This window comes from Citrobacter sp. RHBSTW-00881, assembly GCF_013728515.1.
Taxonomy (GTDB): Bacteria; Pseudomonadota; Gammaproteobacteria; order Enterobacterales; family Enterobacteriaceae; genus Citrobacter; species Citrobacter braakii.
The window spans coordinates 4117631-4144275 of record NZ_CP056269.1; the positions used below are offsets into that span (position 1 = coordinate 4117631).

The 26645-nt window shown below is 48.9% G+C and carries 25 protein-coding genes and 1 tRNA gene; 4 read left to right on the plus strand and 22 right to left on the minus strand.

Features of this window, described 5'->3' with window-relative positions; genetic code table 11:
- Positions 1 to 21 precede the first annotated feature (21 nt).
- Together HV311_RS27885 and HV311_RS19935 are read left to right on the plus strand one after the other, a co-directional pair.
- Positions 22 to 369: a helix-turn-helix domain-containing protein gene (locus HV311_RS27885; protein ID WP_317101379.1), complete on the plus strand. Its 348-nt coding sequence runs from the start codon at positions 22 to 24 to the stop codon at positions 367 to 369.
- Entirely contained in the window at positions 252 to 1406 is a 1155-nt protein-coding gene (locus HV311_RS19935) for a site-specific integrase (protein WP_326928899.1), read from the plus strand. The genes HV311_RS27885 and HV311_RS19935 overlap by 118 nt, the downstream gene beginning before the upstream one ends.
- 14 nt (positions 1407 to 1420) lie before the next feature.
- On the opposite strand, the gene HV311_RS19940 is transcribed toward HV311_RS19935, so the two are convergent.
- The 14 genes from HV311_RS19940 to proB all read right to left on the minus strand — a co-directional run bounded on the left by HV311_RS19940 (position 1421) and on the right by proB (position 16768).
- Positions 1421 to 1496: transfer RNA gene (locus HV311_RS19940), tRNA-Thr, on the minus strand.
- A gap of 168 nt (positions 1497 to 1664) precedes the next feature.
- A complete protein-coding gene (locus HV311_RS19945) occupies positions 1665 to 2126 on the minus strand; it encodes a methyltransferase family protein (RefSeq protein WP_191220389.1) in 462 nt (153 codons plus the stop codon).
- 193 nt (positions 2127 to 2319) lie between these two features.
- A complete protein-coding gene (locus tag HV311_RS19950) occupies positions 2320 to 3768 on the minus strand; it encodes an EAL domain-containing protein (protein ID WP_049281691.1) in 1449 nt (482 codons plus the stop codon).
- Positions 3769 to 4110: 342 nt separating this feature from the next.
- Positions 4111 to 4584: a hypothetical protein gene (locus HV311_RS19955; protein WP_047498186.1), complete on the minus strand. Its 474-nt coding sequence runs from the start codon at positions 4582 to 4584 to the stop codon at positions 4111 to 4113.
- A complete protein-coding gene (locus HV311_RS19960; RefSeq protein ID WP_191220390.1) occupies positions 4559 to 5290 on the minus strand; it encodes a winged helix-turn-helix domain-containing protein in 732 nt (243 codons plus the stop codon). The genes HV311_RS19955 and HV311_RS19960 overlap by 26 nt, the downstream gene beginning before the upstream one ends.
- 144 nt (positions 5291 to 5434) lie before the next feature.
- On the minus strand, positions 5435 to 6130 hold the full coding sequence (locus tag HV311_RS19965) for a fimbria/pilus periplasmic chaperone (protein WP_047417050.1): 696 nt from the start codon (positions 6128 to 6130) through the stop codon (positions 5435 to 5437).
- On the minus strand, positions 6127 to 7743 hold the full coding sequence (locus tag HV311_RS19970) for a hypothetical protein (protein WP_049281648.1): 1617 nt from the start codon (positions 7741 to 7743) through the stop codon (positions 6127 to 6129). Before HV311_RS19970 ends, HV311_RS19965 begins: the two co-directional genes overlap by 4 nt.
- Positions 7744 to 7747: 4 nt before the next feature.
- Positions 7748 to 10240: a CS1-pili formation C-terminal domain-containing protein gene (locus tag HV311_RS19975; RefSeq protein ID WP_191221211.1), complete on the minus strand. Its 2493-nt coding sequence runs from the start codon at positions 10238 to 10240 to the stop codon at positions 7748 to 7750.
- A gap of 46 nt (positions 10241 to 10286) precedes the next feature.
- Complete coding sequence (locus HV311_RS19980) at positions 10287 to 10964, minus strand: hypothetical protein (protein WP_191220391.1); 678 nt, start codon at positions 10962 to 10964, stop codon at positions 10287 to 10289.
- A gap of 53 nt (positions 10965 to 11017) precedes the next feature.
- Complete coding sequence (gene ecpA, locus HV311_RS19985) at positions 11018 to 11605, minus strand: common pilus major fimbrillin subunit EcpA (protein WP_046276283.1); 588 nt, start codon at positions 11603 to 11605, stop codon at positions 11018 to 11020.
- Between the two features lie 745 nt (positions 11606 to 12350).
- On the minus strand, positions 12351 to 13331 hold the full coding sequence (locus HV311_RS19990; protein ID WP_064349473.1) for an IS5-like element IS5 family transposase: 981 nt from the start codon (positions 13329 to 13331) through the stop codon (positions 12351 to 12353).
- 68 nt (positions 13332 to 13399) lie between these two features.
- On the minus strand, positions 13400 to 14119 hold the full coding sequence (locus HV311_RS19995) for a Crp/Fnr family transcriptional regulator (protein WP_191220392.1): 720 nt from the start codon (positions 14117 to 14119) through the stop codon (positions 13400 to 13402).
- Positions 14120 to 14399: 280 nt separating this feature from the next.
- Positions 14400 to 15653: a glutamate-5-semialdehyde dehydrogenase gene (gene proA, locus HV311_RS20000; RefSeq protein ID WP_016151868.1), complete on the minus strand. Its 1254-nt coding sequence runs from the start codon at positions 15651 to 15653 to the stop codon at positions 14400 to 14402.
- 11 nt (positions 15654 to 15664) lie between these two features.
- Positions 15665 to 16768, minus strand: a complete 1104-nt coding sequence (gene proB, locus HV311_RS20005) for a glutamate 5-kinase (protein ID WP_003031373.1) — start codon at positions 16766 to 16768, stop codon at positions 15665 to 15667.
- Positions 16769 to 17057: 289 nt separating this feature from the next.
- Here proB and phoE point away from each other — a divergent pair, with 289 nt between their 5' ends.
- The gene (gene phoE / locus HV311_RS20010) at positions 17058 to 18113 is read left to right on the plus strand and encodes a phosphoporin PhoE (RefSeq protein WP_016151867.1); all 1056 of its coding nucleotides are present in this window, start codon (positions 17058 to 17060) and stop codon (positions 18111 to 18113) included.
- 57 nt (positions 18114 to 18170) lie between these two features.
- Here the strand turns inward: phoE and crl are convergent, their stop codons facing one another.
- From crl to gpt, 3 genes are all read right to left on the minus strand, one after another.
- A complete protein-coding gene (gene crl, locus HV311_RS20015; RefSeq protein ID WP_016151866.1) occupies positions 18171 to 18572 on the minus strand; it encodes a sigma factor-binding protein Crl in 402 nt (133 codons plus the stop codon).
- 57 nt (positions 18573 to 18629) lie between these two features.
- A complete protein-coding gene (gene frsA, locus HV311_RS20020; protein ID WP_016155767.1) occupies positions 18630 to 19874 on the minus strand; it encodes an esterase FrsA in 1245 nt (414 codons plus the stop codon).
- A 98-nt stretch (positions 19875 to 19972) separates the two neighbouring features.
- Positions 19973 to 20431, minus strand: coding sequence for a xanthine phosphoribosyltransferase (gene gpt / locus HV311_RS20025; protein ID WP_003031380.1), 459 nt, complete (start codon positions 20429 to 20431; stop codon positions 19973 to 19975).
- A gap of 261 nt (positions 20432 to 20692) precedes the next feature.
- Between gpt and pepD the strand changes: the two genes are divergently transcribed.
- Positions 20693 to 22150, plus strand: coding sequence for a cytosol nonspecific dipeptidase (gene pepD, locus HV311_RS20030; RefSeq protein ID WP_016151863.1), 1458 nt, complete (start codon positions 20693 to 20695; stop codon positions 22148 to 22150).
- A 53-nt stretch (positions 22151 to 22203) separates the two neighbouring features.
- On the opposite strand, the gene dinB is transcribed toward pepD, so the two are convergent.
- From dinB to HV311_RS20055, 5 genes are all read right to left on the minus strand, one after another.
- On the minus strand, positions 22204 to 23259 hold the full coding sequence (gene dinB, locus HV311_RS20035; protein ID WP_191220393.1) for a DNA polymerase IV: 1056 nt from the start codon (positions 23257 to 23259) through the stop codon (positions 22204 to 22206).
- Between the two features lie 66 nt (positions 23260 to 23325).
- The gene (locus tag HV311_RS20040) at positions 23326 to 23967 is read right to left on the minus strand and encodes a hypothetical protein (protein ID WP_016151861.1); all 642 of its coding nucleotides are present in this window, start codon (positions 23965 to 23967) and stop codon (positions 23326 to 23328) included.
- Positions 23968 to 24022: 55 nt separating this feature from the next.
- Positions 24023 to 25021 carry a putative lateral flagellar export/assembly protein LafU gene (gene lafU / locus HV311_RS20045; protein WP_016151860.1) on the minus strand — a complete coding sequence of 333 codons (999 nt, stop codon included), beginning with the start codon at positions 25019 to 25021 and terminating at the stop codon, positions 24023 to 24025.
- A 2-nt stretch (positions 25022 to 25023) separates the two neighbouring features.
- Positions 25024 to 25887: a flagellar motor stator protein MotA gene (motA, locus tag HV311_RS20050; RefSeq protein WP_016151859.1), complete on the minus strand. Its 864-nt coding sequence runs from the start codon at positions 25885 to 25887 to the stop codon at positions 25024 to 25026.
- Between the two features lie 29 nt (positions 25888 to 25916).
- Positions 25917 to 26633 carry a FliA/WhiG family RNA polymerase sigma factor gene (locus tag HV311_RS20055; protein ID WP_046275416.1) on the minus strand — a complete coding sequence of 239 codons (717 nt, stop codon included), beginning with the start codon at positions 26631 to 26633 and terminating at the stop codon, positions 25917 to 25919.
- Between the last annotated feature and the right edge of the window lie 12 nt (positions 26634 to 26645).

Consider the following 26645-nt stretch of genomic DNA (forward strand, 5'->3'; position numbering starts at 1 on the left):
TGGGGCCATAGGAGAGCATCTATGGAAGAAGAGGTTTTCACCAGAGATGAGGCTGCCGCTTTCCTGAAACTGGATAAAGGCACGGTCGCGCAGTGGATTAAGTCTGGCCGCCTGGCTGCTACCAGAAAGAATCCTCACAAGAAAAAAAGCCCTTACCTGATCTGCAAAACAGACTGTATTGCAGCAGTAAAGAACCCGATCCACAATCAGCCGGTGAATGCGGTTGATGTGCAGGAGGATAAAGCATGTCAATCAAACAGCGTGGCGAAACATGGCATTGCGATTTCGTCGCGCCAAACGGAAAGCGAATTAGACAGTCTCTTGAAACAACGGACAAAAGGCAGGCGCAGGAACTTCACGATCGTCTGAAAATGGAAGCCTGGCGTGTTGATAAACTGGGGGAGGCACCGAACAGGACGTTTAACGACGCCTGCATTCGATGGCTGCGGGAGAAGGAAGATAAGAAAAGCCTGGACGACGATAAGAGCATCATCGGTTTCTGGATGCTGCACTTTCGGGGCTGGAAACTATCGGATATTACAGCAGACAGAATAACGGCAGCGGTAGACGGGATGGAGAACCGCCGCCATCGTCTGAACTGGGAAATGACCAGAGACAGGTGTTTAAGGCTGGGCAAGCCTGTCCCGGAGTATAAAGCAAAGCTGGCAGCGCGTGGAACCAAAACGCGCCACCTTGCAATTCTGAGGGCAATACTGAATTTGTCGGTGGAATGGGGGTGGCTGGACAGGTCGCCAAAGATATCGACACCGCGGGTTAAAAACGGGCGTATTCGTTGGCTTTCTGACGATGAGGCCAAACGGCTATTCGCTGAAATTGCGCCTCATTTTTTCCCGGTCGTTATGTTTGCGATCACTACAGGTTTGCGACGGTCAAACGTCACCGATCTGGAATGGTCGCAGGTGGACCTCGAAAGAAAAATGGCATGGATGCACCCGGATGAAACGAAGGCAGGGAATGCCATCGGCGTGCCGCTTAACGAGACCGCATGTCAGATACTTGCCAGACAGCAGGGTAAACACCATCGATGGGTGTTTGTCCATACAACACCGGCATGGCGAAGTGACGGAACAAAAACGCCAGCAGTGAGAAAAATGCGCACAGACAGTAATAAGGCGTGGAGCGGAGCACTAAGGCGGGCAGGCATTAGCAACTTCCGCTTCCACGACTTAAGGCACACCTGGGCAAGTTGGCTTGTTCAGTCCGGAGTTTCCCTTCTTGCGTTGAAGGAGATGGGCGGCTGGGAAACACTGGAAATGGTACAGCGATATGCGCACCTTTCGGCTGGACACCTCACCGAGCACGCGAACAAAATCGACGCGATTTTAGAGCGCAGTGGCACAAATATGGCACAAGGGGAAAACGTGGTTTATATGAAAGCGAGGTAACTCATTGAAAAAACTGGTGCCGATAATAGGAGTCGAACCTACGACCTTCGCATTACGAATGCGCTGCTCTACCAACTGAGCTATATCGGCCCTGAAAAGGACATGTCCACGAATGTGAGCACGGGGTAGAAGGTTAAAACTAACCGGGCGATGCGTCAATGGCCTTGCGAATCAAACGCCTATTTTTGCATCATCCGGTTTCAATTACGCACGAATCGTGTCGTTACAGGCATGCTTATACGCGGTCGGGTATTACTATCACCAGCGGCGAACATGTTGTTCATAGCGCTCCCATTCCAGCCCGAAATGTTTTCGCAGTTGTTCCTCTTCAAAATCAATATGTAATCTGGCAACCGCCAGCATAAACACCGGTACAGCCAGTACTCCAGTCAGGCTACCGATGCAAAGAGCAAAGGCCAACTGGATTCCACTCATACCAAGGTAGATCGGGTTGCGGCTCCAGGCATAACATCCGCCGGTAACAAGCGTGGTCGATTTATGTGCATGCAGCGGATTCAGGGTCGTACGTTTCATCCGCATCTGCCACGCGGTATGCAATATCACCAACAGACTGACGCCGGCCAGCAATGTGCTTATCACGATATTCACCCCGCCGAATGTGAAACGCGGACTCGCCGTCAGCACATCCGCAACGAGAAAAAGTACTAAGATAAGAGGCGGCGGAAACCAGACTCTTAATTTTGTCAGGAAATGACGCATGGCCAGGAACTCACCTCGGCATCGGTTTAATTAACGCTGATACAGCTATAAATACCCCGTATTAGATACATAAACAAACGATGCCTCACTCACAACAGGCTATCGCCTTCACCAGACAGGCGGGAGTTATCGTACTCACCTCGACAAAAAAACCTGCATCAGAGGCATCCGCCCCTGATGTTCCCGAAAGGCTTTACGTTGAGAAAGTAGAATCCGACGCTGATTCAAAAAAATCTAAAGACTGCTTGTAGTAACGCATAAAATCATCAAACGTCACTGGCGGTAAAAATTGATAACCCTGCAGGTAATCAACATTATTTTTCCCCAACCATTGCTGCTGATAGCCATGTTCAACGCCTTCCGCCACCATGCGTAACCCCAGGAGTTCGGAAAGGTGAATGATTGACTCGAGCATAGGGATATGTTGCTCAACTTCTTTAATAGCTTTGATAAACGTTTTATCAATTTTTATAACATCCAGGTCTAACTCATTGAGATAGCAAAGGTTAGCGTATCCCGTCCCAAAATCATCTAAAGCAAACAGAACCCCTCTGTTTCGCAACGATCGTATCAGTTCTTTGATTGCAGGAGTAATAGTGAGAGTCTGGTTTTCAGTTATTTCAATCATCAATTTTATCGGTAGCCTTTGCGTTATTTCCATAAAATTAAGACACTCCCAATAAAAGACGGGGTTACTTAAACCTGATGGACTCACATTAAAAGAGACGAATAAAGTTTTATTGAAATCCTCGCTTCCGTCGACCAGATTACGCGCGACGGCGTTCATTAAATAGCTCGTTAACTCATTCATTAAGCCACATTTTTCAGCCAGCGGTATAAACTCACGCTGAGAAATAGCATAATTATCCCCCTGTGGCCAACGAGCCAAAACCTCAACACCACAGACATCTTCGTTTATATTTACGATGGGTTGAAAATAAGGAATGATTTCTTCATTCCTTATTGCCATACTCAGTCGACCAGAATCTGAGACATCATATGCTTCGCCGTATATTACATTCTTACCAGAATGACTGTTCGTCGAGGAACCTTCATGCAATAGATTATTCCTGGTTAAAAAAATGATAGTTTCATTAAAATGAGAAAATCCCAGACGAGCGGTAATGCGTTCCCGATATCGATACACTGACTTAATTGTTATCGAGTTAGCATGACAAAAATCGTGCAATTTTTCCTTTGTGAAAGATGCATACAGCATTTTCTCTTCAAACTCAGTCAAATGAAAAGTAAATATCGCTGAACCTTTAGTGACTTCCACAACCTCATTGGGTGCCATTAGATTGGCTCTCAACTGAGAAATCAGCTGATCCGATAGTTCCCGTCCATTAATGAATGCATACTCCTCGTACCCCCGATTAATAGAACGATTTTCATTCATCCGAAGAACAATACAGTTTATATTGATAAACTGCGTGCTATTTCTCTGAAACCACTTCCTGACCTGGAATAATGGTAACCGGTTATCGATCACCAGTAAACAGGATGGATACCGTGGAATAATTGACTGTGAACCAGAAATAAATGCCCGCGCATCGACCAACACCAGATTTGGCAACCACGCTTTTATCCCTGAGAAAAGAAAAATATCATAACTGAGCAGAAAAACCTTTTTCGTATTCATAGTTACCACCAACTTAAATTTATGGCATGGCAGGTCCCTCGTTTTATACACGAGAGAATATACAACACCTTTAGCCTCCAGAAATTACAATGCAGTCCGCGAAATAACTTTATCCATAAGTCATCTCACGCAGTTTCAGAATTTATAATCACGCTTATCCATATGAATATTACCATTAAATGTTAAGGCCATTTTAATTATTGAAAAAGGAAAAATCCTAATTCTTCATCAATACAAATCCTATTGCTCATTTTCACTGTAAGACAAAATAAAAAACCACGAACACTAAAAACGACAAAATATAAAACTACTAAAACCGTAAGGATAACATATTATTGTTACTTATGCTGCCCGACAAACCATTAACGTACGTCGCAGATCTCTGATCGCATAGACATTTTTGGCGATATGGATGATCTTATAATAAAAAATTTCCTGTCGTGACATGAGTTGTTCGGTAACGTCATCAGGAACATTATCATTTTTATTTTTAACAATAGCTACACGACGGGTCTGCAGGTAACCATCACGATCTTTACCAATAAAATTCAGGATAACATTACGATCTACAGCATAATTTTTACCCTGAATATTGAGGCTTCCTACCTGAGATACCCGCCCTTCGGTAGCAGAAGAAATACGAAAAACCAGCAGAACTTCACCTTCAATTTTTACCCCCTGAGTTTGCGCCTCCAGATGCAGGTAAGTTTTTGCCGAGCAGGTCAGCGTCTCAGGTTCTTGATGGCGATATAAAAAATATGCTGTTATCGCTGCAAGAAAGATTGCCCCACTAATAAACAAAATTTTCACATTCACGGACACCCCCTCCTTTCTCTAACGTACAAACCCCAAGCAAATTCACTCTAAGATCATTGCCGGCTGATAAATTATTATCATCATAAAAAACAATTGTTTTCTTGCCATCATGACAAGCCGCATTTACTTTTCGCCACATATCAGAAGATAAAAATGCTTTTGTTTTATCAGCATTATTGTCATCGGCAGTATAAAGTTCACAATCATCTATTGCCCTGATATAGATAAAATTTTTGGATCTTGAATTAAGAGCTGAAAAGATAAATATGGCGCTTCCAAGAAATGCAAATAATAAAATGAAAAGAATAATATTTTTACGTTTTGGTCTTACGGATGAGTTCACCGTCTCAGTTACCGAACGCACAGTTTCATCTTCACAGGAAGATGACGATTCACCGCTGATCGAAGCATGGAACAAAAATCCCTGCCGGGGCAGCGTTTCAATGGGATTACCCGCCCCCAGCTCACTAAATGCTTTTCGCAAAATACTGATGCTTTTATTAAGACTATGACCCGATGGGGCCATGCCATGCTTTTTCCACACTTCTTCAATGATAAACTCGCGGTGGACTTGTTGATTTTTATGGGCAATGAATAGCTCAAGTAGTCTCGCGGTAGATGCCGAAAGAATTATTGTCGTATCGCGATGTTTCAGGCTTTTTCTGGTGGAATCATACTCAACCTGTTCATTAATTATACTGTTCATACTACCTGACTCTTAATTACCGTGACGTTGAGTGCAAATGACTAAAATTTCATCTGTGCCGAGCTGATTACTGCATTGTATAAAGACAGTTACAGTATAGGTTCGATATCTAACCATGACATATCGGATCAGAATTAATGTTTACTATTGATTGAGTTTGAAGCACCCCTGACCTACTGGTATGTATTTCTGCAATGCAACGATAAATTTCCGGTTTTTTGATTTCAATTCGCTACTACGCCAGGTTTCACCCGGCAACACATAACGCATGGTGGCTTCATCATCGGTTGAGTTGCACCCCAGGTGTACGATGATTTTAAAAAAAGTATTCCCGGTGTTTTTCAGTGTTCCGTTTGCCTCATCAATGGTGTAGGCCAGATTCATTTTTCTCGGGCGAACAACCAATATGGTGTCCATAGCGATCACCGGGAGAGCCTGCCCTCCTTTCCCTTGATTACGCTCGGTAAACAGCGTTATCGGCATTTCACGAAACAGAATTCGGTAATAGCGTTCTTTATCATCCTGCGGTCCACGGTAGAAAATCTTAAAAAACTCACTCGCCTGCGGAGCCAGTGAAAAATTCAGCGGCGTAAACAGAAGTTCGCCTTCAGCAATGGCACTTCTGTTTTCACCTCCCGGTCCGGGCTTATCAATTTTTACTGCGCCAATACTGTACAAATTCTGTTTCTGGCTATCGTTATAGATCCGTTTGCTGATAAATGATTTATCCGATGGCATCTCATAAATGGTCGACTCCAGGTAGACAGCCTGTGCGGAGAATATAGTCAACCCGGAAAGTAAGATAAATACCCATCTAAACACCAAACGGCAGCGGTTCATGGCGTCACTCCCACCCAATTCGCCGTGACTTTTATCTCTCCACTGGCACTGACAACACCTTCCCAATCTGTTCCGGAAACAGTTAACATCGACCGTGAATCATTCATTGGGAAAAGCAGTTTCAAATCAGTAGCATAATAGCTTCCATCATCATTGTTATTTGCGTCCCAGGGCGTCTGTTGCCACTGCGCATCGCTCATATTGATTGCTGCTTCACTACAGCTATTTCGTTTCTTCACCACGCCCCCCGACTGACTGTTGTACTGCAGAAAAGCGGGGATTGGGACTGACAGCCCGCCTTGAGGGGAGGTAAACAGACAGTAAGGCACACTGTTTATCGTCGTACTTTCTCCGATAACTTGCGCGGTAATGCTATCAGCCTGACGAGGACCGGAGACTGTCACGGTGTAATCTATTTCTATAGGAGCGGCGTCGCCAATCGTGCCACTGCCGCTCGCAGAAGCGGTGTTGTCTGAAGAGACGATACTGATCCCATACTCCTTCGGCACAATATTGATCTGTAGCGAAGGCGTAAACTGGTAGTGCCCTGACTCAGGTGTTAAGCCATTATAAAAACCGAAGGTAAACGGTTGAGTGTTAGTAATGCTGATTCCTGAATCGACGAGTTTTTTCAGGAATACCTTTGACAGAAAAATATATATGTACTCTCCAGAGGTCGTGAAAACGTTGTAATAAGCAGTTGAAGTACCATAGTTATACCAGTTTGAACCATTCCCGGAGTATTTCACGGTGGCCGGTCCAGGCGTAAAACCAAGCATCGCCGTGTCGACATAAGCGCGAAACGTCAGAGAGGCGGTCAGATTGGCGGTTTGTTGCAGGTTATAATTTACCATTTTGCAAATCACGCCGTCTTCGCTGCCTACCACGCCAAGCTCGCAATAACCAGAGTCTTTGGTGATGCTCGGCGTACCGTCGCTGGCAACCCAAAGTTCCTGAAATGCATTAGTCGATACCAGTGACAGATGACCACGTTTGGTTAACGTATAATTGACGTAATTCCATAATCCTTTCGATTGATCTTTGCAACGTTGCCCGGAAGAATAATCATAATCTACGGAAGTATAACAACGGTTGAACACATAGGTTTCGCTGCTACCGGTAGGCACATTGCGAAAGTACTCATAGGCAGTATCCGTCAGGGAAGCGAATCCGTAGGCGCCACCAATAACACCTGCGACAGATCCCACCTGCGCATGATAAAAACCGTTTTTATCCGTGCCTTGCCCGGCAATAAATCCAGTTGATGGACACTGGCTGCCGCTATAACAACGGATCCCCCGAAAAGGCCCGTTAATCGGGGAATTATCAATCCACATGTCCTGATAATAATTTCCTGGCGCAGTCCAGATGACAAAACCTAAATACCCGAGACTCACCTGAGAGGTACCGTATTTTATCCACGTGTTTGACCCGCTGAAACGCGGATCGAGTGCGGAGGGGGTGATAAAGTATTCACTATCAATGGCATTTTCAATAAACAAATAGTTATTACTGACTGAGCCGGAAGATACTGCATTTAAAGCCAAAGCAGGCGCAGGCGTGAAACTCCCCACGGCACAGATTACAGTAGCTACTTTAATTAATACTTTCATTTTATTACCTCTGCGCCATCGTGGTTTGCGTGGCACATTTCACATCACCAACCCACGCTGCGCCGCGTGCTTTTTCCAAATCGAGATCGGCTTCGCATAGGCTGCCATTGGCTGAAATTAACGTGATGACTGGATACTTCTTATCGATATCGATAGCAAACTCCCCTTTTTCATCCGTACGCGTTTTACCGATGTGATTATGAATATCGGTGTTTGCAGCTAACTGCCCATCGGGATAACGAATACGCCCGAATACGGTGACCATACTTTTCACTTCAGGGTTGATAACACCCACGTTACCCGGATATAGCGTCAGTTCCTGTTTGCGCCCTGAAACAATATCAAAGCTGTCTTCAGAGTTTTTATCATTGAGGATCTCCAGCTTGTACTGAGCATAAGGCGGCAGTGCAATGAAATTTGATTTACCGCTGAGAAGATAATTTCGGTTATTAATCTTCGCAGCCAGTTTCCCTTCGCCGGTCAAATCGGTTTTCACAATAATGCCTGACCTTTGCCTCTCTTTACTCAGACCGAAATCTTTTCCTGCCCACGCCAGGGAACCTTGAGAAGAGAAGTTCATATTGGTGGAGTTGTCCGCAGAACGCGTTACCGATACGGTGCCGGCGTTATATTTCGTGTCATAACTCAGATTGCCGTTTACAGAGTAATTATTGTCGTAATACTGCTCGCCACTCAGGCGTGTCGAAGCCGACAATCCGACCGATTTAATGGGGCCTTCAGCATACTGCTTGCGCGCGCTGAGATTACCCTGAGTGCTGCCATAGCGATCCCGGGAGACGCCCATGCTCATCCAGGACGCCAACGGCAACGATAAATCCAGGCTGACATAACGTTCCTGTCGCCCATCGTCATTCCGGTTGTTGTAGTAATAACGCTGAATACCTGCGCGCAACCCAACCGTGGCATACTTGCCTGAATAAAGGTTCGTGCTGTAGTCCAGGTTACGGTATTTATTTCCCGAGTAGCGATTCTCCGTCTGGCTCACGGTAAGCGAGCCGCCGTGAGGAATAAACTTCCCGAGGTTAAGAGTGCCACCAATGGAATAATTGTCACGCTCCTGCATGGGCAGACGGTCGCCAATTTTACTGTCTTCACGAGATGCCCAAAGGGAACCATATCCCTCGGGGATATTGAGATTGATATTACTGATGTTTCGCCATGACGAATCGTTCGCTACCAGCGTCTGATTGCCAATGCTTACGTATTCATTCACATTGAGTGTGACATCCGTTTCATTAACCGTATTGTTGCCAAAACCGTAGAGCGTAGATTTCAGGCCCAGCCCCGACAATATTGCCAGCGTCACCGATGCGGCACCGCCGGCAATCCAGGTCTGCTCATTGCCTAAATCCTGATAGTGGTTTCGCTTATAACTCACACGGTCATAATCCAGTGAGCCACCAAACAGTTGCCATGAGAGCTGATCAATTCCGGCTGCCTGTTGGCGGGCAAAGATTTTATTAACCCGACTGATACGACTATTAATTGTCCGGCCATTGACCACGATATCTACCGTGACATCATAAACACCATACGGAAAACGACTGGTATCAATTTCATAACTGCCCATATTAAAGTTCTGTACGCTGAGCAAACGCCCGTCACGAAATACATGAATCTCGCCAGCGGCTGGCAAAAATACGGTAATTGGCGTGAGCGAAAGCGAGGTATTCTCAACAACCGTACTTCCTTTGTTTCCGTAGCTTACGCCGTAAATTTTCCCACCATTCAGCGCATTCAGGCTGGCAATAGACTGGACATTCCAGGTGTCGAGCATCCCGAGCGCCAGTCGATATCCGTCATAATCACGCTCATACATCGCGCGATAGAGTTTACTGGTGCTGTTGCTGTCGCCTATGCCGTAAAACGAACCGTTAATGTTGACATGGTGTTCACGCAGCGATGTTGTATTGTCCATCGTCAGATAGCTGCGGGTACTGCTGCCGTTATGATAATCGTTGTAGTAGGTGCCAAAGTTATAGTTCAGGACGTTAGAGAGAGTCTCCACGCTGGAAGGTCCAAGCAGGCTGCTGCGTGCGACAATCGCTTCAGTTAACGCATCTTTGCTGACAATCATCTCCAGGTGAAATGAGGAGACGTTGAGTTGCAGACGTGCATCATTCGATAGCTCAATGTTGGTGTTATCGTGAAACTTCACATCACGAATTTTTTCCACCAACGCGCGGGTTTTTCCAGATAACACGGCATTATTGGGCAATTCAGCAAGAGTCAGGGCTTTAACTGTAATATTGCCATCAATAAGGGAAATCACCGCATCGGCAACTTTTTGCTGACTTTTCTCATCAGTCTCGTTGTAACGAATATATACCGGCACCGTCATTCCCTGTTCCAGTGAACGGGCGAAAGCGCTGGGGATAACGTAATTACCCACTTTTACTGGGGCTGCATGTGAAAATCCTGGTGTCAGCGTAAGAAAAAGACAAATGCTACCGCCGACAATATTTGTTGTTGTCATCTGCATCCTACATTCCGGTAATTTTATTTATCCCTGCTATTGACCATCACTTCACTGTAATAAACTGCTTACCGTGCCAGATACCGATGCGTGAACGGCTATTACTAATGTCGGTAAACTGTAATTTTATTTTTGTACCCGGCATAATGTAATAACGTTCGCGACAGCCTCGTCCCCGATCGCGAGCCTTATCTTTACAAGCCCCATAGGCGATCACACGAAACGAAACATTGCCGGTATTGGTAATAACATCACCATTTCGGCTATATTCAAAACGCTCCTTGCGCGGCGCGACTACCAAAATAGTGCCAATTTCAGCCGACGCTGTTGCAACAGCCATTTTATTCGCCCGGGTTTCCGCGCTCTCGGTGATCGGCTCATCTATCCATTGCAGACGATAATAACGCTCGACATCATCTGCAGGTCCTTTATAAAAGAAACGAAATACATCCTTCGCCTGGCCAGGAAGAATAAGATTGGCAGGTGTAGAGAGTAATTCTCCGGAATTAACGGGCTTTATTTCGATTCCCCCCGCCAAAGGTGATGACAATTGTTTTACCGAAACACTGACATAACGCGCCGCATCTGTCGTATTGATAATTTCTTTCGATAATGAACTCTCAGCAGAAGTCATGATCGATGTGATTTCACCAACATTAATTGCCCATCCGGGAAAAGATGCTACTAACCCTACCAACATCGCTGCCGGTAAATATTTTTTCATGACACCATTCCTGATAAATTCGGGAGAACAAATTCTCCCGAATTTTTTATTACTTAGGCAGACGGAGTCGTCCAGGTTGCATTGAACTGTACTTTTACATCGCCAGTCCAATAGCCGTCTGGCAGTGCAGAGTAATCTGCTACTGTCTGACTACCATCAGAAGTCGCTGACGCGATGGTGAATTTGAAGTTGGATTGATCGCTGACACGATCGGCACCGTTATAAGCGCCATCAGCCATCAAGCTTTCAAGACCAGAAGTGGAGCTGGAGTTAACAAGGACAGTATCTGATGAATTAGTCAGCGCAGTGCCATTCCATGCCACCCCTACGTTCAGGGTAGAAGCATCACCACTGGCGTTGATCAGAGTGTTACTAATAATCTGAGCAGTCAGTTCAAAATCAGTTGCCGTCTCCTGACCCTGAATCGTCACATCAAAAGCACCGTCCTGAGAGTTGAAGGCATTCAGCCCTTCAGCATACTGGAAAGTTAAAGAGTTCAGCGGGGTGACAACCAACATGCTGGTGGTATCTTTCGTTGCCGTCGCGTCCCACGAGGCTGTTGCAGAAGCAGTAACATCTGCCATTGCATTTGCTGCAACAAATACAGAAGCCAGAGATGTTACTAATAATATTTTTTTCATTTTATCTTCTCCTAAGAACAAACTCACCACCGAGTCTTATTATTAAGTCACTCCAGCGGTTCCATTAATTGCGAGCCAGAATTGCCGCGCCAAAAAATTATCATTTGGATTAAGTAACATCTCAACAAACCCTGAAACGTAAAAATTACAAAAAACTAAGAATTTTCCTATAAAAAACATTATCTAAGAAGTTTCCTAAGATATAATTACTTAAAATACGTACATTTTTAGAATTATTATCCACACGAACAATAAAAACCAAACAATTCATCTTTTTTATGTTTTTGATAAATATCAAAAAGATCATACAAATAGCCCAGAAGTAAAACCCTTAAAAAACATAAAGATAATTAACATCCACATACTCCCTCTATAATGCTTATTATTTGTTGCAATTATGCTAATTTTTTAACTTCACAAGAAAATTCTCATGGAATATTTATTTAAGGGGGAATATTCTTATAAAAACAGCGCTGACCTGTAGGATTATCATTCGAATTGATAACTATTCCACATAAATAAAACCAGGAATTTTCCATATAAAATGAATATTCCTGGAATATCAAGAGATAAATAACGCACGGCAAAGATAGGGTTAGGGAAGGTGCGAATAAGCGGGGAAATTCTTCTCGGCTGACTCAGTCATTTCATTTCTTCATGTTTGAGCCGATTTTTTCTCCCGTAAATGCCTTGAATCAGCCTATTTAGACCGTTTCTTCGCCATTTAAGGCGTTATCCCCAGTTTTTAGTGAGATCTCTCCCACTGACGTATCATTTGGTCCGCCCGAAACAGGTTGGCCAGCGTGAATAACATCGCCAGTTGGTTATCGTTTTTCAGCAACCCCTTGTATCTGGCTTTCACGAAGCCGAACTGTCGCTTGATGATGCGAAATGGGTGCTCCACCCTGGCACGGATGCTGGCTTTCATGTATTCGATGTTGATGGCCGTTTTGTTCTTGCGTGGATGCTGTTTCAAGGTTCTTACCTTGCCGGGGCGCTCGGCGATCAGCCAGTCCACATCCACCTCGGCCAGCTCCTCGCGCTGTGGCGCCCCTTGGTAGCCGGCATCGGCTGAGACAAATTGCTCCTCTCCATGCAGCAGATTACCCAGCTGATTGAGGTCATGCTCGTTGGCCGCGGTGGTGACTAGGCTGTGGGTCAGGCCACTCTTGGCATCGACACCAATGTGGGCCTTCATGCCAAAGTGCCACTGATTGCCTTTCTTGGTCTGATGCATCTCCGGATCGCGTTGCTGCTCTTTGTTCTTGGTCGAGCTGGGTGCCTCAATGATGGTGGCATCGACCAAGGTGCCTTGAGTCATCATGACGCCTGCTTCGGCCAGCCAGCGATTGATGGTCTTGAACAATTGGCGGGCCAGTTGATGCTGCTCCAGCAGGTGGCGGAAATTCATGATGGTGGTGCGGTCAGGCAAGGCGCTATCCAGGGATAACCGGGCAAACCGACGCATGGAGGCGATTTCGTACAGAGCATCTTCCATCGCGCCATCGCTCAGGTTGTACCAATGCTGCATGCAGTGAATGCGTAGCATGGTTTCCAGCGGATAAGGTCGCCGGCCATTACCAGCCTTGGGGTAAAACGGCTCGATGACTTCCACCATGTTTTGCCATGGCAGAATCTGCTCCATACGGGACAAGAAAATCTCTTTTCTGGTCTGACGGCGCTTACTGCTGAATTCACTGTCGGCGAAGGTAAGTTGATGACTCATGATGAACCCTGTTCCATGGCTCCAGATGACAAACATGATCTCATATCAGGGACTTGTTCGCACCTTCCTTAGCTGAAACCTTTTAACCCCAAATAACTATTAATTGTTACCGTACGGACCCGATGTAAGCTAATCAACTTTTGATGTTCGAGGGATTTTAATGAGCGGCTAACGGTTTCAATTTTAAGATCGAGATAACTGGCAATTTCCTCCCGCGAGAATGGCAAGCGAAGCGTCGTTTCAGGCCTGCCAATACGTAAATGCATTTCGTAAAACTCCACGAGGAAAGCAGCGATTCTGGCCTCAGCATGTTTATTGGCATAACGCCGTAGTTTTTCAACAATGAATCCATTGTCCCTGCAGAGAAACTTGATGACGGCCGCTGCAACCGACGGCTCCTTTTCTGCTGCCTTGAACAACCGCGCAATATCGATATGACATACCTCCGCAGCCGTTGCAGCCTTGATCGTTGTCAGATACGTTCCCCCTTCAACAGCATCCAGCGCCATGATGTCTCCCGGAAAATAAAAGCGACTGATAAAATCGTTATCACCACATTCCACGCTGGACGTGCAGTACCCCTCGTGAATCACAAAAAGCATGTCTGCGGCTTCATCCTGCCGGGCGAGTATCTCCCCCGCTTTAAACTTCCTTCTTTTGTCTATTAATCGGTATTGATTATCACGATCAATCGCCGCGCCCTTTGGACACAGTGAACAATGGCGGGGGGGAAACGGGTTGCCGAGCGGCACAACAGGAATGCTATGTTTGTGAATATCCGATTTCACGCAACAACTCCTCATAAAAATGAGACTGATTCTAATAGATCGAACCATGGGAACAATACGTGAGCTACAGACCCAGAAAATTCATGCTGGCAGGGAAAATTCTGTGATACGTCGTCTTTCAACGCCAGGGAGCGCATGGGTAAAAAACAGACTGATGCGGATGATGATAAAACGCAGGATAGAAAACAAATACGGTAGCGGGGTAAAGGGTAGAATTAACCGGGCAATGCCTTAATAGACTTTAAAATCATAGGCCTATTATGGCATCGCCCGTTTTCAATTACGCACGAATCGTGTCGTCACCGAAGCCAACCCACTTATAGGTGGTCAGTGCTTCCAGACCCATTGGGCCACGCGCGTGCAGTTTTTGCGTACTCACAGCCACTTCCGCCCCCAGTCCGAACTGGCCGCCATCGGTAAAACGAGTAGAGGCGTTAACGTACACGGCAGAAGAGTCCACTTCATTCACGAAACGATCGGCGTTACGCAGGGTGCGCGTCAGGATGGCATCGGAATGCTGGGTCCCATGCTCGCGAATGTGGGTGATAGCATCGTCCAGATCGGTAACGATTTTCACGTTCAGATCCAACGACAGAAACTCGTCGTCATACTCTTCGGCTTTCACCGCAACCACGTTAGCGGGCCCTGCCTGCAATGTGGCCAGCGCGGTGTCGTCGGCATGCAGCGTGACGCCGCTTTGTGCCATCTGCTGGCTCAGCGCAGGCAGAAAACGCGCAGCGATATCCTGATGCACCAGCAGGGTTTCTACGGTGTTACAAGTGCTCGGACGCTGGGTTTTGGCGTTGACGATAATCTTCAGCGCCGGGTCGATCTCCGCGCTATCATCAACATAAATATGACAAACCCCAATGCCGCCGGTGATGACCGGGATAGTCGACTGCTCACGGCACAGCTTATGCAGACCCGCGCCACCGCGAGGGATCAGCATATCAATGTACTTATCCATACGCAGCATTTCAGCGACCAGCGCGCGGTCCGGGTTATCTATCGACTGCACGGCTGCAGCGGGTAAACCACAGGCTTCCAGCGCCTTTTGGATAACCGCCACGGTTGCCGCATTCGTCCGGTACGTCTCTTTCCCACCGCGCAGGATCGCCGCATTACCGGTTTTCAGGCACAGGGAAGCAACGTCAACGGTGACATTTGGACGCGCTTCATAAATCACGCCAATCACGCCTAGCGGAACGCGACGACGTTCGAGACGCAGGCCGCTATCCAGCAGACCGCCGTCAATCACCTGCCCGACCGGGTCGGCGAGATTACATACCTGACGCACATCGTCGGCAATCGCTTTCAGACGCGCCGGAGTCAGCGCCAGGCGGTCGAGCATCGCTTCGCTCAGGCCGTTGGCTCGCGCTTGCTCAACATCTTGTACGTTCGCGCTGAGGATGCTTTCCGTTTGCGCTTCCAGCTCATCAGCAATCGTTTCCAGTACGCGGTTTTTTTCGCGACTGGAGAGCAGCGCCAGCTTGTATGACGCAGCTTTGGCAGCAATGCCCATTTGTTCCAGCATATGCCTGTTCCTTAACGGGTAATCATGTCGTCGCGATGGACAGCAACCGGACCGTATTCGTAGCCCAGGATGGTGTCGATCTGTTGTGAGTGATGTCCGGCAATACGGCGCAGCGCATCGCTGTTATAGCGGGTAACGCCGTGGGCAATATCGCGCCCTTCGAGATTGCAGATGCGGATCACTTCACCACGAGAGAAGTTGCCTGTCACGCTTTTAATGCCTTTTGGCAGTAATGAACTGCCACGCTCCAGAATCGCTGCGGTCGCACCCTCATCAACGGTAATTTCCCCGGCAGGCGGTGCGCCGAAGATCCAGCGTTTACGGTTCTCCAGCGGAGAGGCCTGTGCATGAAAACGCGTCCCAACGGAAACGCCTTCCATCACGTCGCCAATTACGCCCGGCTTGCTGCCTGCAGCAATAATGGTGTCAATCCCGGCGCGGCATGCAACATCAGCGGCCTGCAGTTTAGTCCCCATACCACCGGTTCCCAGACCCGAGACGCTATCACCGGCAATGGCGCGCAGCGCATCATCAATACCGTGAACGTCTTTGATCAGCTCAGCCTGCGGGTTGGTGCGCGGATCGGCGGTAAACAGCCCTTGCTGATCGGTCAGCAGCAGCAGCTTATCGGCCCCGGCCAGAATCGCCGCCAGCGCAGAAAGGTTGTCGTTATCACCGACTTTAATTTCGGCGGTCGCTACGGCGTCGTTCTCATTAATGACAGGAACGATGTTGTTATCCAGCAGCGCGCGTAGCGTATCGCGGGCGTTAAGGAAGCGCTCTCTGTCTTCCATATCCGCACGCGTTAGCAGCATCTGTCCGATGTGAATACCGTAAATCGAGAACAACTGTTCCCACAGTTGAATCAATCGGCTCTGCCCTACCGCCGCCAACAGCTGTTTCGAGGCTATCGTTGCCGGGAGCTCAGGGTATCCCAGATGCTCACGTCCGGCGGCAATCGCGCCCGAGGTAACGATAACAATACGATGCCCTGCGGCATGGAGCTGCGCGCACTGGCGAACCAGTTCTACGATGTGGGCGCGGTTCAGGCGGCGCGATCCGCCCGTTAACACACTGGTGCCAAGTTTTACCACCAGCGTCTGGCTGTCACTCATGATTCTCTGCCATTCAAAATTGGGGAAAATGATATCAAACGAACGTTTTAGCAGGACTGGCCCCGGTTGCCAACAACCAGCGCACAAAGCATGAAATTTTATTGCGCAGGATCAGCAAGCGTAGCGGCAGATTTTGACGCATTTATTACAGAAACAAAAAAACATCCTTTTTTAAAAATATTCTTACTTTGTCATAAAACGTTCATTACCAGACGTTAAAAACCCTCCTGTCTTTTAACGGGGATCACACCCAGTGAATATTAGCGCGTACTTTTAATCAGGAATGAAAATGAAAAAGAGCACTCTGGCATTAGTGGTGATGGGTATTACTGCGTCGGCATCCGTACAGGCAGCGGAAGTGTATAACAAGAACGGTAATAAACTGGACCTGTACGGCAAAGTAAAAGCCATGCATTACATGACGGATTATGACAGCAAAGACGGCGACCAGAGCTATATCCGTTTAGGTTTTAAAGGCGAAACGCAAATTAACGATGAACTGACGGGATATGGCCGCTGGGAAGCAGAGTTCGCCGGCAATAAAGCCGAAAGCGACTCTAACCAGCAAAAAACCCGTCTGGCCTTTGCCGGTCTGAAATTAAAAAACCTTGGCTCGTTTGATTACGGTCGTAACCTCGGCGCGCTGTACGACGTGGAAGCGTGGACCGATATGTTCCCGGAATTCGGCGGCGACTCCTCCGCACAGACCGATAACTTTATGACCAAACGCGCCAGCGGCCTGGCGACCTACCGTAACACCGACTTCTTCGGCGTCGTGGATGGTCTGGATCTCACCCTGCAATACCAGGGGAAAAATCAGGACCGCGATGTGAAAAAACAAAACGGCGACGGTTTTGGTACTTCCGTTACCTATGACTTTGGCGGCAGCGATTTCGCGGTGAGCGGTGCGTATACCAACTCCGATCGTACCAACCAGCAGAATCTGCAAACGCGTGGGACTGGCGATAAAGCAGAAGCCTGGGCGACCGGTTTAAAATATGATGCTAACGATATTTATATTGCGACGTTCTATTCTGAAACGCGCAATATGACGCCAATTTCCGGTGGCTTCGCCAATAAAACACAGAACTTCGAAGCGGTAGTTCAGTACCAGTTTGACTTTGGTCTGCGTCCGTCACTGGGTTATGTGCTGTCAAAAGGGAAAGATATTGAAGGCGTAGGCAATGAGGATCTGGTGAATTATATCGACGTTGGCGCAACATACTATTTCAACAAAAATATGTCCGCGTTTGTCGATTATAAAATCAACCAGCTCGATAGCGACAATAAACTGGGCATCAACAATGATGATATCGTTGCTGTCGGTATGGTTTATCAGTTCTGATGTAGCATAAAAAAATGCCGGATGGGGTTGCGCCGCCATCCGGCATTTTACTGTTCATTATGCCGTTAATTTAACCGGTTCATCGTTAAAATCGTCAGCAGGCTCCAGCGCCAGATTCAGCGACGTTAACAACCCACGTAATTTTTCATGAAATTCACGTAAGGTGTATTCCAGTCGCTCTACCACTTCAGTCTCTTTCACCGGCACCGCAGTCCAGTTCCCGTCTTTATCGAACAAGCCAAACTGGTAGCTGTACGTGAAGCGTTTTTCCTGCGCCTCCAGTTCCATCCACCAGCCCCAAAACTCGCGTTTCTCTGGGGCGGGTTTCACATTGACGCAAACAGCCAGACAATCGAAAAAAAACCGATTATCTTCGCACTGCCCTTCCCGGATGTACGGGCCAAGCGCGGTGAATTTCTTGATCAATCTACTTTTCGGATGCCCACTCGGTAACGTCATTACGATCTCCTTAGGTGAAGCACCTGTTTTACCAAATCGATAAAATTTAGCAAACTTTTAACACAATCTCTGATTGATCCAACCGGTTATTTCCTGCAGCCCTTTGTCAAAATTGCGATACACCGGGTTGAATGGAATCTCCAGCAGCTTACCGTCAGAAGATGAAGAAGTGATTAAACGCGACTCCTCTTCCGGGCTAAACGGATCGTTTTTCCAGAACCCCGACAGCATTGGCGTCGGGCAGCGTCGGCCCAGCAGGCCCTGCACTTTTAATGAATAGCGATTAAGCTCAACGCGCAACGCTTCATCGGATGCGTCGTGCATCCCCAAACGACTGGCCAGAACGTCAAGGTACATTTCCGGGACGCTTGCCTGGCGCTGCGGGTCGCTAAGCAGCGCATGAACCACCGGCCCTAAACAGGCCACCGCCTTCAGACGTGATGATTCCAGATACGCCAGGCGTACCGCCACGTTGGCGCCAAAACGGAAGCCGAAGGCCGCCACACGGGTGTGATCCACCCACGGAACATTCGGCAGCGCTTTTAATACGTGCTGATGCAGCAGGCTGGAGTCCTGGGTCAGTTTCCATTTTGACGAGAACCCGACCGACGGCATATCCAGCGTCAGCATGGCAATACCGCGCGGGGCAAAGTAGCGCTCATACAGAGTGTAATAATCCGTTTGCATGGAATCGAGGCCACCGCACATCAGCACCGTCGGGAACGGACCGTCGCCTTTTGGCATATGCAGGAAGCCGGTAATCGGCGCGCCGCCGGTAACGGCAAATTCCATCTCACGCAGCGTGCCCGGCAGACGCTGTGCGGCCTCTTCATAGGCGCGATTGGCCAGAGCCTGCGCCTGCTCTGCCAGCTCATCGCCTTTTAAGTGCGGATAAGCAGCGATGTTGTAGAGCGTGGAAGCATGCAGCCAGTGGCGTCCGCTCACTTGCGGATCCTCTTCCATAGAGGCTTTCTGTTGCCAGTCCATCGCCTGCTTCGCCCACTCGTAAATCCAGTTTCCGCCGCGATAGCCGATAACCGTGTCGTAAAGCTCTTTATCGGTGCGTTCGGCTTCGCTCATGACGATACGTGCCTGCACTTCGAGGATTTCGCGCGGATCGACGCCACGCCAGATCCACATCAGGCGGTTCACCATGCGGTACCAGTGCGGGATGGTTTTGCCATCCAGGGTCGATTGTACGGACGGCTGCGCGCCGTGATTAAAACGACGAACCAGCGTTGACGTTTCAGGGTGTTTGAAGCGGGGTTTAAACAGGACTTCGCTGAGGTTAGCCTGTGACATGATTGCAGCCTCCATGAGTACTTACTAAGGCATAGTGTAACCTGACACAGCACAAAAAGAACAACGCCCGACAGTGCGGGCGTTGAAAACTTTTTAGATTAGCGACCCGAGATCGGCGGAACGAACACTACGCCCATATCCCACGGCTGCTCAATCCAGGTATCCTGAGGGATATCAACAACATAATCATTCACCAGCGGGCGACCTGCCGGCTTAGCGAAAATAGTGACGAAATGCGCTTTAGGGTACATTTCGCGGATCGCTACGGCGGTACCACCGGTGTCAACCAGGTCATCAATTACGATGAAACCTTCACCGTCGCCTTCGGCACGCTTCAGCACTTTCAGTTCGCGCTGGTTGTCGTGATCGTAGCTGGAGATGCATACGGTATCGACATGACGAATACCCAATTCACGCGCCAGCAATGCGCCCGGCACCAGACCACCACGGCTAACGGCAATAATGCCTTTCCATTGTTCAGAAGGCATCAGGCGGCTTGCCAGTTTACGTGCATGGATCTGCAACATGTCCCAGGTGACGACGTATTTTTCGCTCATGTGAAGTGTCCCAGCCTGTTTATCTACGGCTTAAAAAGTGTTCGAGGGGGAAATAGGTTGCGCGAGATTATAGAGATCTGACGCACTAAAAACCAGTGTTTCGCGGAATCCGCGCCTCTTTTTGCATGCTTTATGCTAGCCGTCAGCGGAGAAAGTGGTATTCTCAATCGCATCGCGCAAGCCTGACTTGTGATGTTTTTAATTCTGCTAACCCTGTGGCCTGCAAGCAAGTTTTGTAGGACATCGCCAAGGAGACTCAACGTGTCTGAACTGTCTCAGTTATCCCCGCAACCGCTGTGGGATATTTTTGCCAAAATCTGTTCTATTCCTCATCCGTCCTACCATGAAGAGCAGCTCGCTGAACACATTCTGAGCTGGGCCCAAGAGAAAGGTTTCCACGTCGAGCGCGATCAGGTCGGTAATATCCTGATTCGCAAACCCGCTACCGCAGGAATGGAAAACCGCAAGCCGGTCGTTCTGCAAGCGCACCTGGATATGGTCCCGCAGAAAAATAACGACACCGTGCACGACTTCACTAAAGATCCTATCCAGCCATATATTGACGGCGAATGGGTAAAAGCCCGTGGCACCACGCTGGGTGCGGATAACGGCATCGGCATGGCGTCCGCACTGGCCGTTCTGGCTGATGACAACGTGGTACACGGTCCGCTCGAAGTGCTGCTGACCATGACCGAAGAAGCAGGTATGGATGGCGCGTTTGGTCTGCAGGCTAACTGGCTGCAGGCAGATATCCTGATCAACACCGACTCTGAAGAAGAAGGTGAGATCTATATGGGTTGCGCAGGCGGTATCGACTTTACCTCTAACCTGCCGCTGTCCCGTGAAGCAATCCCGGCTGGCTTCCAGAGCTTTAAGCTGACGTTGAAAGGCCTGAAAGGCGGTCACTCCGGTGGCGAAATCCACGTTGGTCTCGGTAACGCTAATAAGCTGCTGGTACGCTTCCTGGCGGGTCACGCTGAAGAGCTGGATCTGCGTCTGGTTGATTTCAACGGCGGTACGCTGCGCAACGCAATTCCGCGTGAAGCCTTTGCCACCCTCGCCGTGGCGGCAGATAAAGTTGATGCGTTAAAAGCGCTGGTCAACACCTACCAGGAAATCCTGAAAAACGAACTGGAAGCCAAAGAGAAGAACCTGGCTCTGCTGCTGGATGCCGTGACTCACGACAAAGCCGCGCTGACCACTCAGTCTCGCGACAGCTTCGTACGTCTGCTGAACGCCACCCCGAACGGTGTTATCCGCAATTCCGACGTAGCCAAAGGCGTGGTTGAAACCTCCCTGAACGTCGGCGTTGTAACCATGACTGACGACAACGTTGAAATTCACTGCCTGATCCGTTCCCTGATCGACAGCGGTAAAGACTACGTGGTGAGCATGCTGGATTCACTGGGTAAACTGGCTGGCGCGAAAACCCAGGCCAAAGGCGGATACCCAGGCTGGCAGCCGGATGCTAACTCTCCGGTTATGCACCTGGTTCGCGAAACCTACCAGCGTCTGTTCAACAAAACGCCAAACATCCAGATCATTCACGCCGGTCTGGAATGTGGCCTGTTCAAGAAACCGTATCCGGAAATGGACATGGTTTCCATCGGGCCAACCATCACCGGTCCGCACTCCCCGGATGAGCAGGTTCATATCGAAAGCGTTGGTCACTACTGGACGCTGCTGACTGAACTGCTGAAGTCGATTCCGGCGAAGTAAGATTCTGCGCTAAATGCCGGATAGCGCTACGCTTATCCGGCAATCCATCAGAGTCACAGCCCCAACAGCAGCTGTCTTTCCAGTTGGGGATCCAGCAGCGTGACGTGTAATCCCACCAGCCTCACGCCTCGCCCTCCCCGACGTTCTTCCCAGGTTTTACGCGCCGTCGCAATTAAGTCATCTTTATTTAAACGCGGCCAGACGTGCTCCTGCGTGGTCTGCTGAAAATCATTAAACTTGAGTTTTATCCCCTGGCGAGCGATAAGGAGATCCGGCTTTACCTTGACCAGACGCCGTTCCAGTTCGGGATAAAGCCGCTCAATAATCGCCTCACACTCTGACCACTCATGAATATCTTCCGCCAGCGTGCGCTCCACGCCGACGGATTTGCGCAGTCTGTCGTTGTTAACGTCCCGCTCGTCAATGCCCTGGCTTCGCTCCCACAGCACGCGACCAAACTTACCAAAACGTTTGAGCAGCATTGCCAGGTCGTATTTTTGAACATCCTCGCAGGTACGCAATCCCATTGATTCCAGCTTCGCGGCGGAGACTTTGCCGACGCCGGGAATTTTGCCGAGCGGTAACGTTTTGAGAAATTCAGGAACATCGGCAGGGGTAATTACATATTGCCCGTTGGGCTTGTTGAGATCGGAGGCTATTTTTGCCAGAAATTTAACCGGCGCAATCCCGGCGGAGGCGGTTAGCTGCAGCTCGTTAAAAATCGTCTGGCGGATCTCCTGGGCGATCAGCGTGGCAGAACCGTGGCAGTGGGTGCTGTCGGTTACATCCAGATAGGCTTCATCCAGCGACAGGGGTTCAATCAGCGAGGTATAGCGGGAGAAAATCGCCTGAATCTGGCGGGAGGCTTCTTTGTAGGCCTCGTAGCGACCGGGTAATAAGGTAAGATGCGGGCATAGCTTTAACGCCATTCCCGTTGGCATCGCGCTACGCACGCCAAATTTGCGCGCCGGGTAATTGGCTGTACTGATAACCCCCCGACGCTCCCGGCTGCCGCCGATGGCAATGGGAATGTCACGCAGAGCGGAGTTATCGCGCATTTCCACCGCTGCGAAAAAGCAGTCCATATCAACATGTATGATTTTGCGCATTACTCGCCTCCCACAACACTGTTTAAGTATACAGTATTTTTATAGTGTGAGAAGTATGATTATTCCTTACGCCGGACCATTCATGACGAAGCGGGCATCGCACAGGTAACGCACAATATCCTTTTTCGTATGTTCTGCGGGATTCCCCGCCGTACTGACAAACAGTTTATTCACTTTGCGAACATTTGCCCGCAGCAGTTTTTCGATTGTCATCAGGCGGAAGGCATCATTTTCAACGCAGAAAAGCTCGTAGTCGCCCAGACGTTCACCACAAATTTCACAGTGATTCATCCAGTAACGTAGCCCGGTGGTTTTACTTTTATCGAGGTAGTAATTGCTGGCTTTGATGTTCTTTTTTATCTCTTCAGGCAGAGAATTAATGTGGAACAAAAAGCTGTTACGCCTGACCGACTGCCAGCCCTGACCATCCTGATTTTTCTTAATAAAGCGGGTAAACATCACGCCATGGATGCGGGTAATTTGGTGGCAGCTCCAGCAGTGCATCTTCGAGGTAATCACCAGATAGTACGGCGCGACAATATTAAAATTGTCGGTGTCGTAGACATAGTCACGAAGCGCCCCGTTTAGCTCGTGGGGTTCGGTGTACCAGATACCTGAGACCTTGTCGAAATGCGCCCCCTGACAGGCTACATCGGTGACGTTATCAGTATGAATCTCCAATGGAATAATATGGGTTACATCTATCACATTGCCTTCCTGAGGAATAAATTGCCCCCACGTTGCGTGGGGGACGGGAACAGAATTAATGAGTGACGGGAGCAGATTGCTGACGTAAAGAAGTCACCTGCTTTTGCTTGTCCAGCTTATCCACCAGCGGTTGCACAACTTTCTCTCCCTGCTGGCCAAAATATTGATACAACGTATCGGAAGCGCTTTGCGTCAGCACCATGATCTCAATGCGACGGTTCCCGGCACTTTCCGGGTTTTTCGCATCCAGCAGCATTTGGTCCGCCATCGCGCTGACCTGCATGACTTTATTCTGCGGCATTCCGGCATCCTCCAGCACGCGTCGCGCCGACAAAGCGCGGTCGCCGGAGAGGTTCCAGTTGTTGTAAATGTTACTCTTATAGCTCATCGCGTCTGTATGCCCGGTGATGATTATCTTGTTATCCAGCGAGTCAAACACGGGAGTCAGTTCGACCAGCAGCGATTTAAAGAACGGCATAATCCTGGCGCTACCGCGTTCAAACATATTGCGATTCTGGTCATCTTTAATCAGTACGCGCAGCCCCTGAGGAACAATCTCCATCTCAAGGTTAGTTTCCATATGCGCATTGCGGGCGATAACGTTAATGTCGGTCGCCAGTTCGCCCAATTCGCGGGCTGATTTTTGTTTCAGCAGCACCGCTTTTTCATTCACATCCAGCGCCTTTTTCGCGTTCTCTTCCGTAATTTTCGCCGTCTCCTGCGGGTTGACGGTTTTATCGAGTTTGTTGCGCGTGACGTTTTTCTTCTGCGCTCCCGGCGCTATCGGCTGCTTGCCCAGCTTATTTAACGGCGCCATACCGCCACCGTTAAAGATTGACTGACCATGCAGCGCCGCCACGATATTTTCGCGGTCAGCTTTACTGACGCTGTTCACAATCCACAACGTCATAAACAACGCCATCATCGCCAGCGTAAAGTCAGCAAATGCCACCTTCCACGCTCCCCCATGATGACCTGCATGATTCTTTTTGATTTGTCGGCGGATAATGGTGGTTTTCGCGCCGCGATCGCGACGATTTGGCCCCTTCCTCATGCTTATTCTTGCTCCAGCATCGCATTCACCCACGCATCCAGATTGGCGAATGTGGGTTTGGAAGCCAGATGAAGAAGTTTACGTCCCGCATCAACCGCCAGCAGTGTCGGCTTACCGCCCGCCTGCGCCACCAGCACGGTACGTACACATTCGAGTAGCGAATGTTCCGCCCGCGCCTGCTGTTCCATGGCGTTTGCCAGCGGATCCATCACGCAATAACAGATGAAGACCCCTAAGAATGTCCCCACCAGCGCCGCCGCCACTTTCAGGCCGATAAGCGCAATGGAACCATCGATTGACTGCATGGTGATGATGATACCCAGCACCGCCGCGCAAATGCCGAAGCCAGGCATCGCCTCGGCGGTACGCTGCAGGGAACGCGAAGGGGTTAACAGCGATTCTTCCGCGGTATCCAGTTCCTGATCGAGGATCCCTTCCAGCTCGTGGGCATCAATTTTCCCCATCGCCATCAGACGGAAATTATCGGCGATAAAGGTCACCAGTCGTTTCTGGGTCAGTACCAGCGGGTATTTCTGGAAAATGGTACTCTCTTCCGGCTGTTCGATATGCTGATCTAACATACGCAGACCGCCGTTTTGCACCATTTCCAGCAGTTCATACAGGCACATCAGCAGCTGACGCTGGAACTCCGGCCCCATTTTCTTTTTGCTGACCACGCCTTTGATCTGGTGAGCAATCTCTTTAAGCACATGCATTGGGTTACCGATAATCATCGCCCCCAGACCGGCCCCCACGATAATAATAATTTCTGCCGGCTGCCAGATAGCAATTAACTGTCCGCCAGCCTCAAAGTAGCCACCAAATACGCAGCCTAAAACCACCAATAAACCAAAAATCTTTTGCATTACGTCCTCCGCATGTTGATTCGGAATTGTTAATCTGGATATAAACAATCACGAATCTTGTGCGTGATTTTTTTATTCATTTGACAAATTCGAGCTTCAGTCAGCCCTAATACCAGCGCGATTTCTTTTAAATTCATATCGTGCTGGTAATACATTGAGAGCACCAGTCCCTCCTTTTCGCTGAGTTGGCTCAGGGCATAACCCAGCATTTCCTGCGTGACGAATTGTTCTTCAAGCCCCCGCCCTTCGAGCGGCGCAATCGGTATATCGCCATTCAGTAATTCATCCAGGCTGGCCAGCGATTCAGCACCTTCCAGCTGTTGATATTCCTGATAATCTTCAGACGACAAACCCAACCGGGAAAGCTCTTCCCATGAGGGTTCATGCCCGAGCTGAGTACGCGCATCACGAATCAAATCTTTAATCTGATGGTATTTTTGTCGTAGCTGACGAGGCCGCCAGTCGAGGCTGCGCAGCTCATCGAGTATGGCTCCGCGGATACGATGGACGGCATAACCGGCAAAGCCCTCATCCGGTTGACCATAGCGGCGAATCGCATTCAGCAATCCCATCAGCGCCGTTTGCTCCATATCCTGCCTGTCCATAACGCAGGTACATTGCGGCGCAAGTTGACGCACCACTTTGCGCACCAAAGGAAGATAAGCCTGTAAATAATGGCTCTCTTGCTTTGGCGTTAGCACGGGCGTCGCATTAAAATCTTCTGACTCGTAAGCATCCTGGATCATGTTATTTCCTGG

Excerpts from the sequence above, each read along its gene's own strand:
- HV311_RS27885 (WP_317101379.1), top strand. The coding sequence starts at position 22 with ATGGAAGAAGAGGTTTTCACCAGAGATGAGGCTGCCGCTTTCCTGAAA.
- HV311_RS19945 (WP_191220389.1), bottom strand. The coding sequence starts at position 2,126 with ATGCGTCATTTCCTGACAAAATTAAGAGTCTGGTTTCCGCCGCCTCTT.
- HV311_RS19950 (WP_049281691.1), bottom strand. The coding sequence starts at position 3,768 with ATGAATACGAAAAAGGTTTTTCTGCTCAGTTATGATATTTTTCTTTTC.
- HV311_RS19960 (WP_191220390.1), bottom strand. The coding sequence starts at position 5,290 with ATGAACAGTATAATTAATGAACAGGTTGAGTATGATTCCACCAGAAAA.
- HV311_RS19965 (WP_047417050.1), bottom strand. The coding sequence starts at position 6,130 with ATGAACCGCTGCCGTTTGGTGTTTAGATGGGTATTTATCTTACTTTCC.
- HV311_RS19970 (WP_049281648.1), bottom strand. The coding sequence starts at position 7,743 with ATGAAAGTATTAATTAAAGTAGCTACTGTAATCTGTGCCGTGGGGAGT.
- HV311_RS19975 (WP_191221211.1), bottom strand. The coding sequence starts at position 10,240 with ATGACAACAACAAATATTGTCGGCGGTAGCATTTGTCTTTTTCTTACG.
- HV311_RS19980 (WP_191220391.1), bottom strand. The coding sequence starts at position 10,964 with ATGAAAAAATATTTACCGGCAGCGATGTTGGTAGGGTTAGTAGCATCT.
- ecpA (WP_046276283.1), bottom strand. The coding sequence starts at position 11,605 with ATGAAAAAAATATTATTAGTAACATCTCTGGCTTCTGTATTTGTTGCA.
- HV311_RS19990 (WP_064349473.1), bottom strand. The coding sequence starts at position 13,331 with ATGAGTCATCAACTTACCTTCGCCGACAGTGAATTCAGCAGTAAGCGC.
- proA (WP_016151868.1), bottom strand. The coding sequence starts at position 15,653 with ATGCTGGAACAAATGGGCATTGCTGCCAAAGCTGCGTCATACAAGCTG.
- proB (WP_003031373.1), bottom strand. The coding sequence starts at position 16,768 with ATGAGTGACAGCCAGACGCTGGTGGTAAAACTTGGCACCAGTGTGTTA.
- phoE (WP_016151867.1), top strand. The coding sequence starts at position 17,058 with ATGAAAAAGAGCACTCTGGCATTAGTGGTGATGGGTATTACTGCGTCG.
- crl (WP_016151866.1), bottom strand. The coding sequence starts at position 18,572 with ATGACGTTACCGAGTGGGCATCCGAAAAGTAGATTGATCAAGAAATTC.
- frsA (WP_016155767.1), bottom strand. The coding sequence starts at position 19,874 with ATGTCACAGGCTAACCTCAGCGAAGTCCTGTTTAAACCCCGCTTCAAA.
- gpt (WP_003031380.1), bottom strand. The coding sequence starts at position 20,431 with ATGAGCGAAAAATACGTCGTCACCTGGGACATGTTGCAGATCCATGCA.
- dinB (WP_191220393.1), bottom strand. The coding sequence starts at position 23,259 with ATGCGCAAAATCATACATGTTGATATGGACTGCTTTTTCGCAGCGGTG.
- lafU (WP_016151860.1), bottom strand. The coding sequence starts at position 25,021 with ATGAGGAAGGGGCCAAATCGTCGCGATCGCGGCGCGAAAACCACCATT.
- motA (WP_016151859.1), bottom strand. The coding sequence starts at position 25,887 with ATGCAAAAGATTTTTGGTTTATTGGTGGTTTTAGGCTGCGTATTTGGT.
- HV311_RS20055 (WP_046275416.1), bottom strand. The coding sequence starts at position 26,633 with ATGATCCAGGATGCTTACGAGTCAGAAGATTTTAATGCGACGCCCGTG.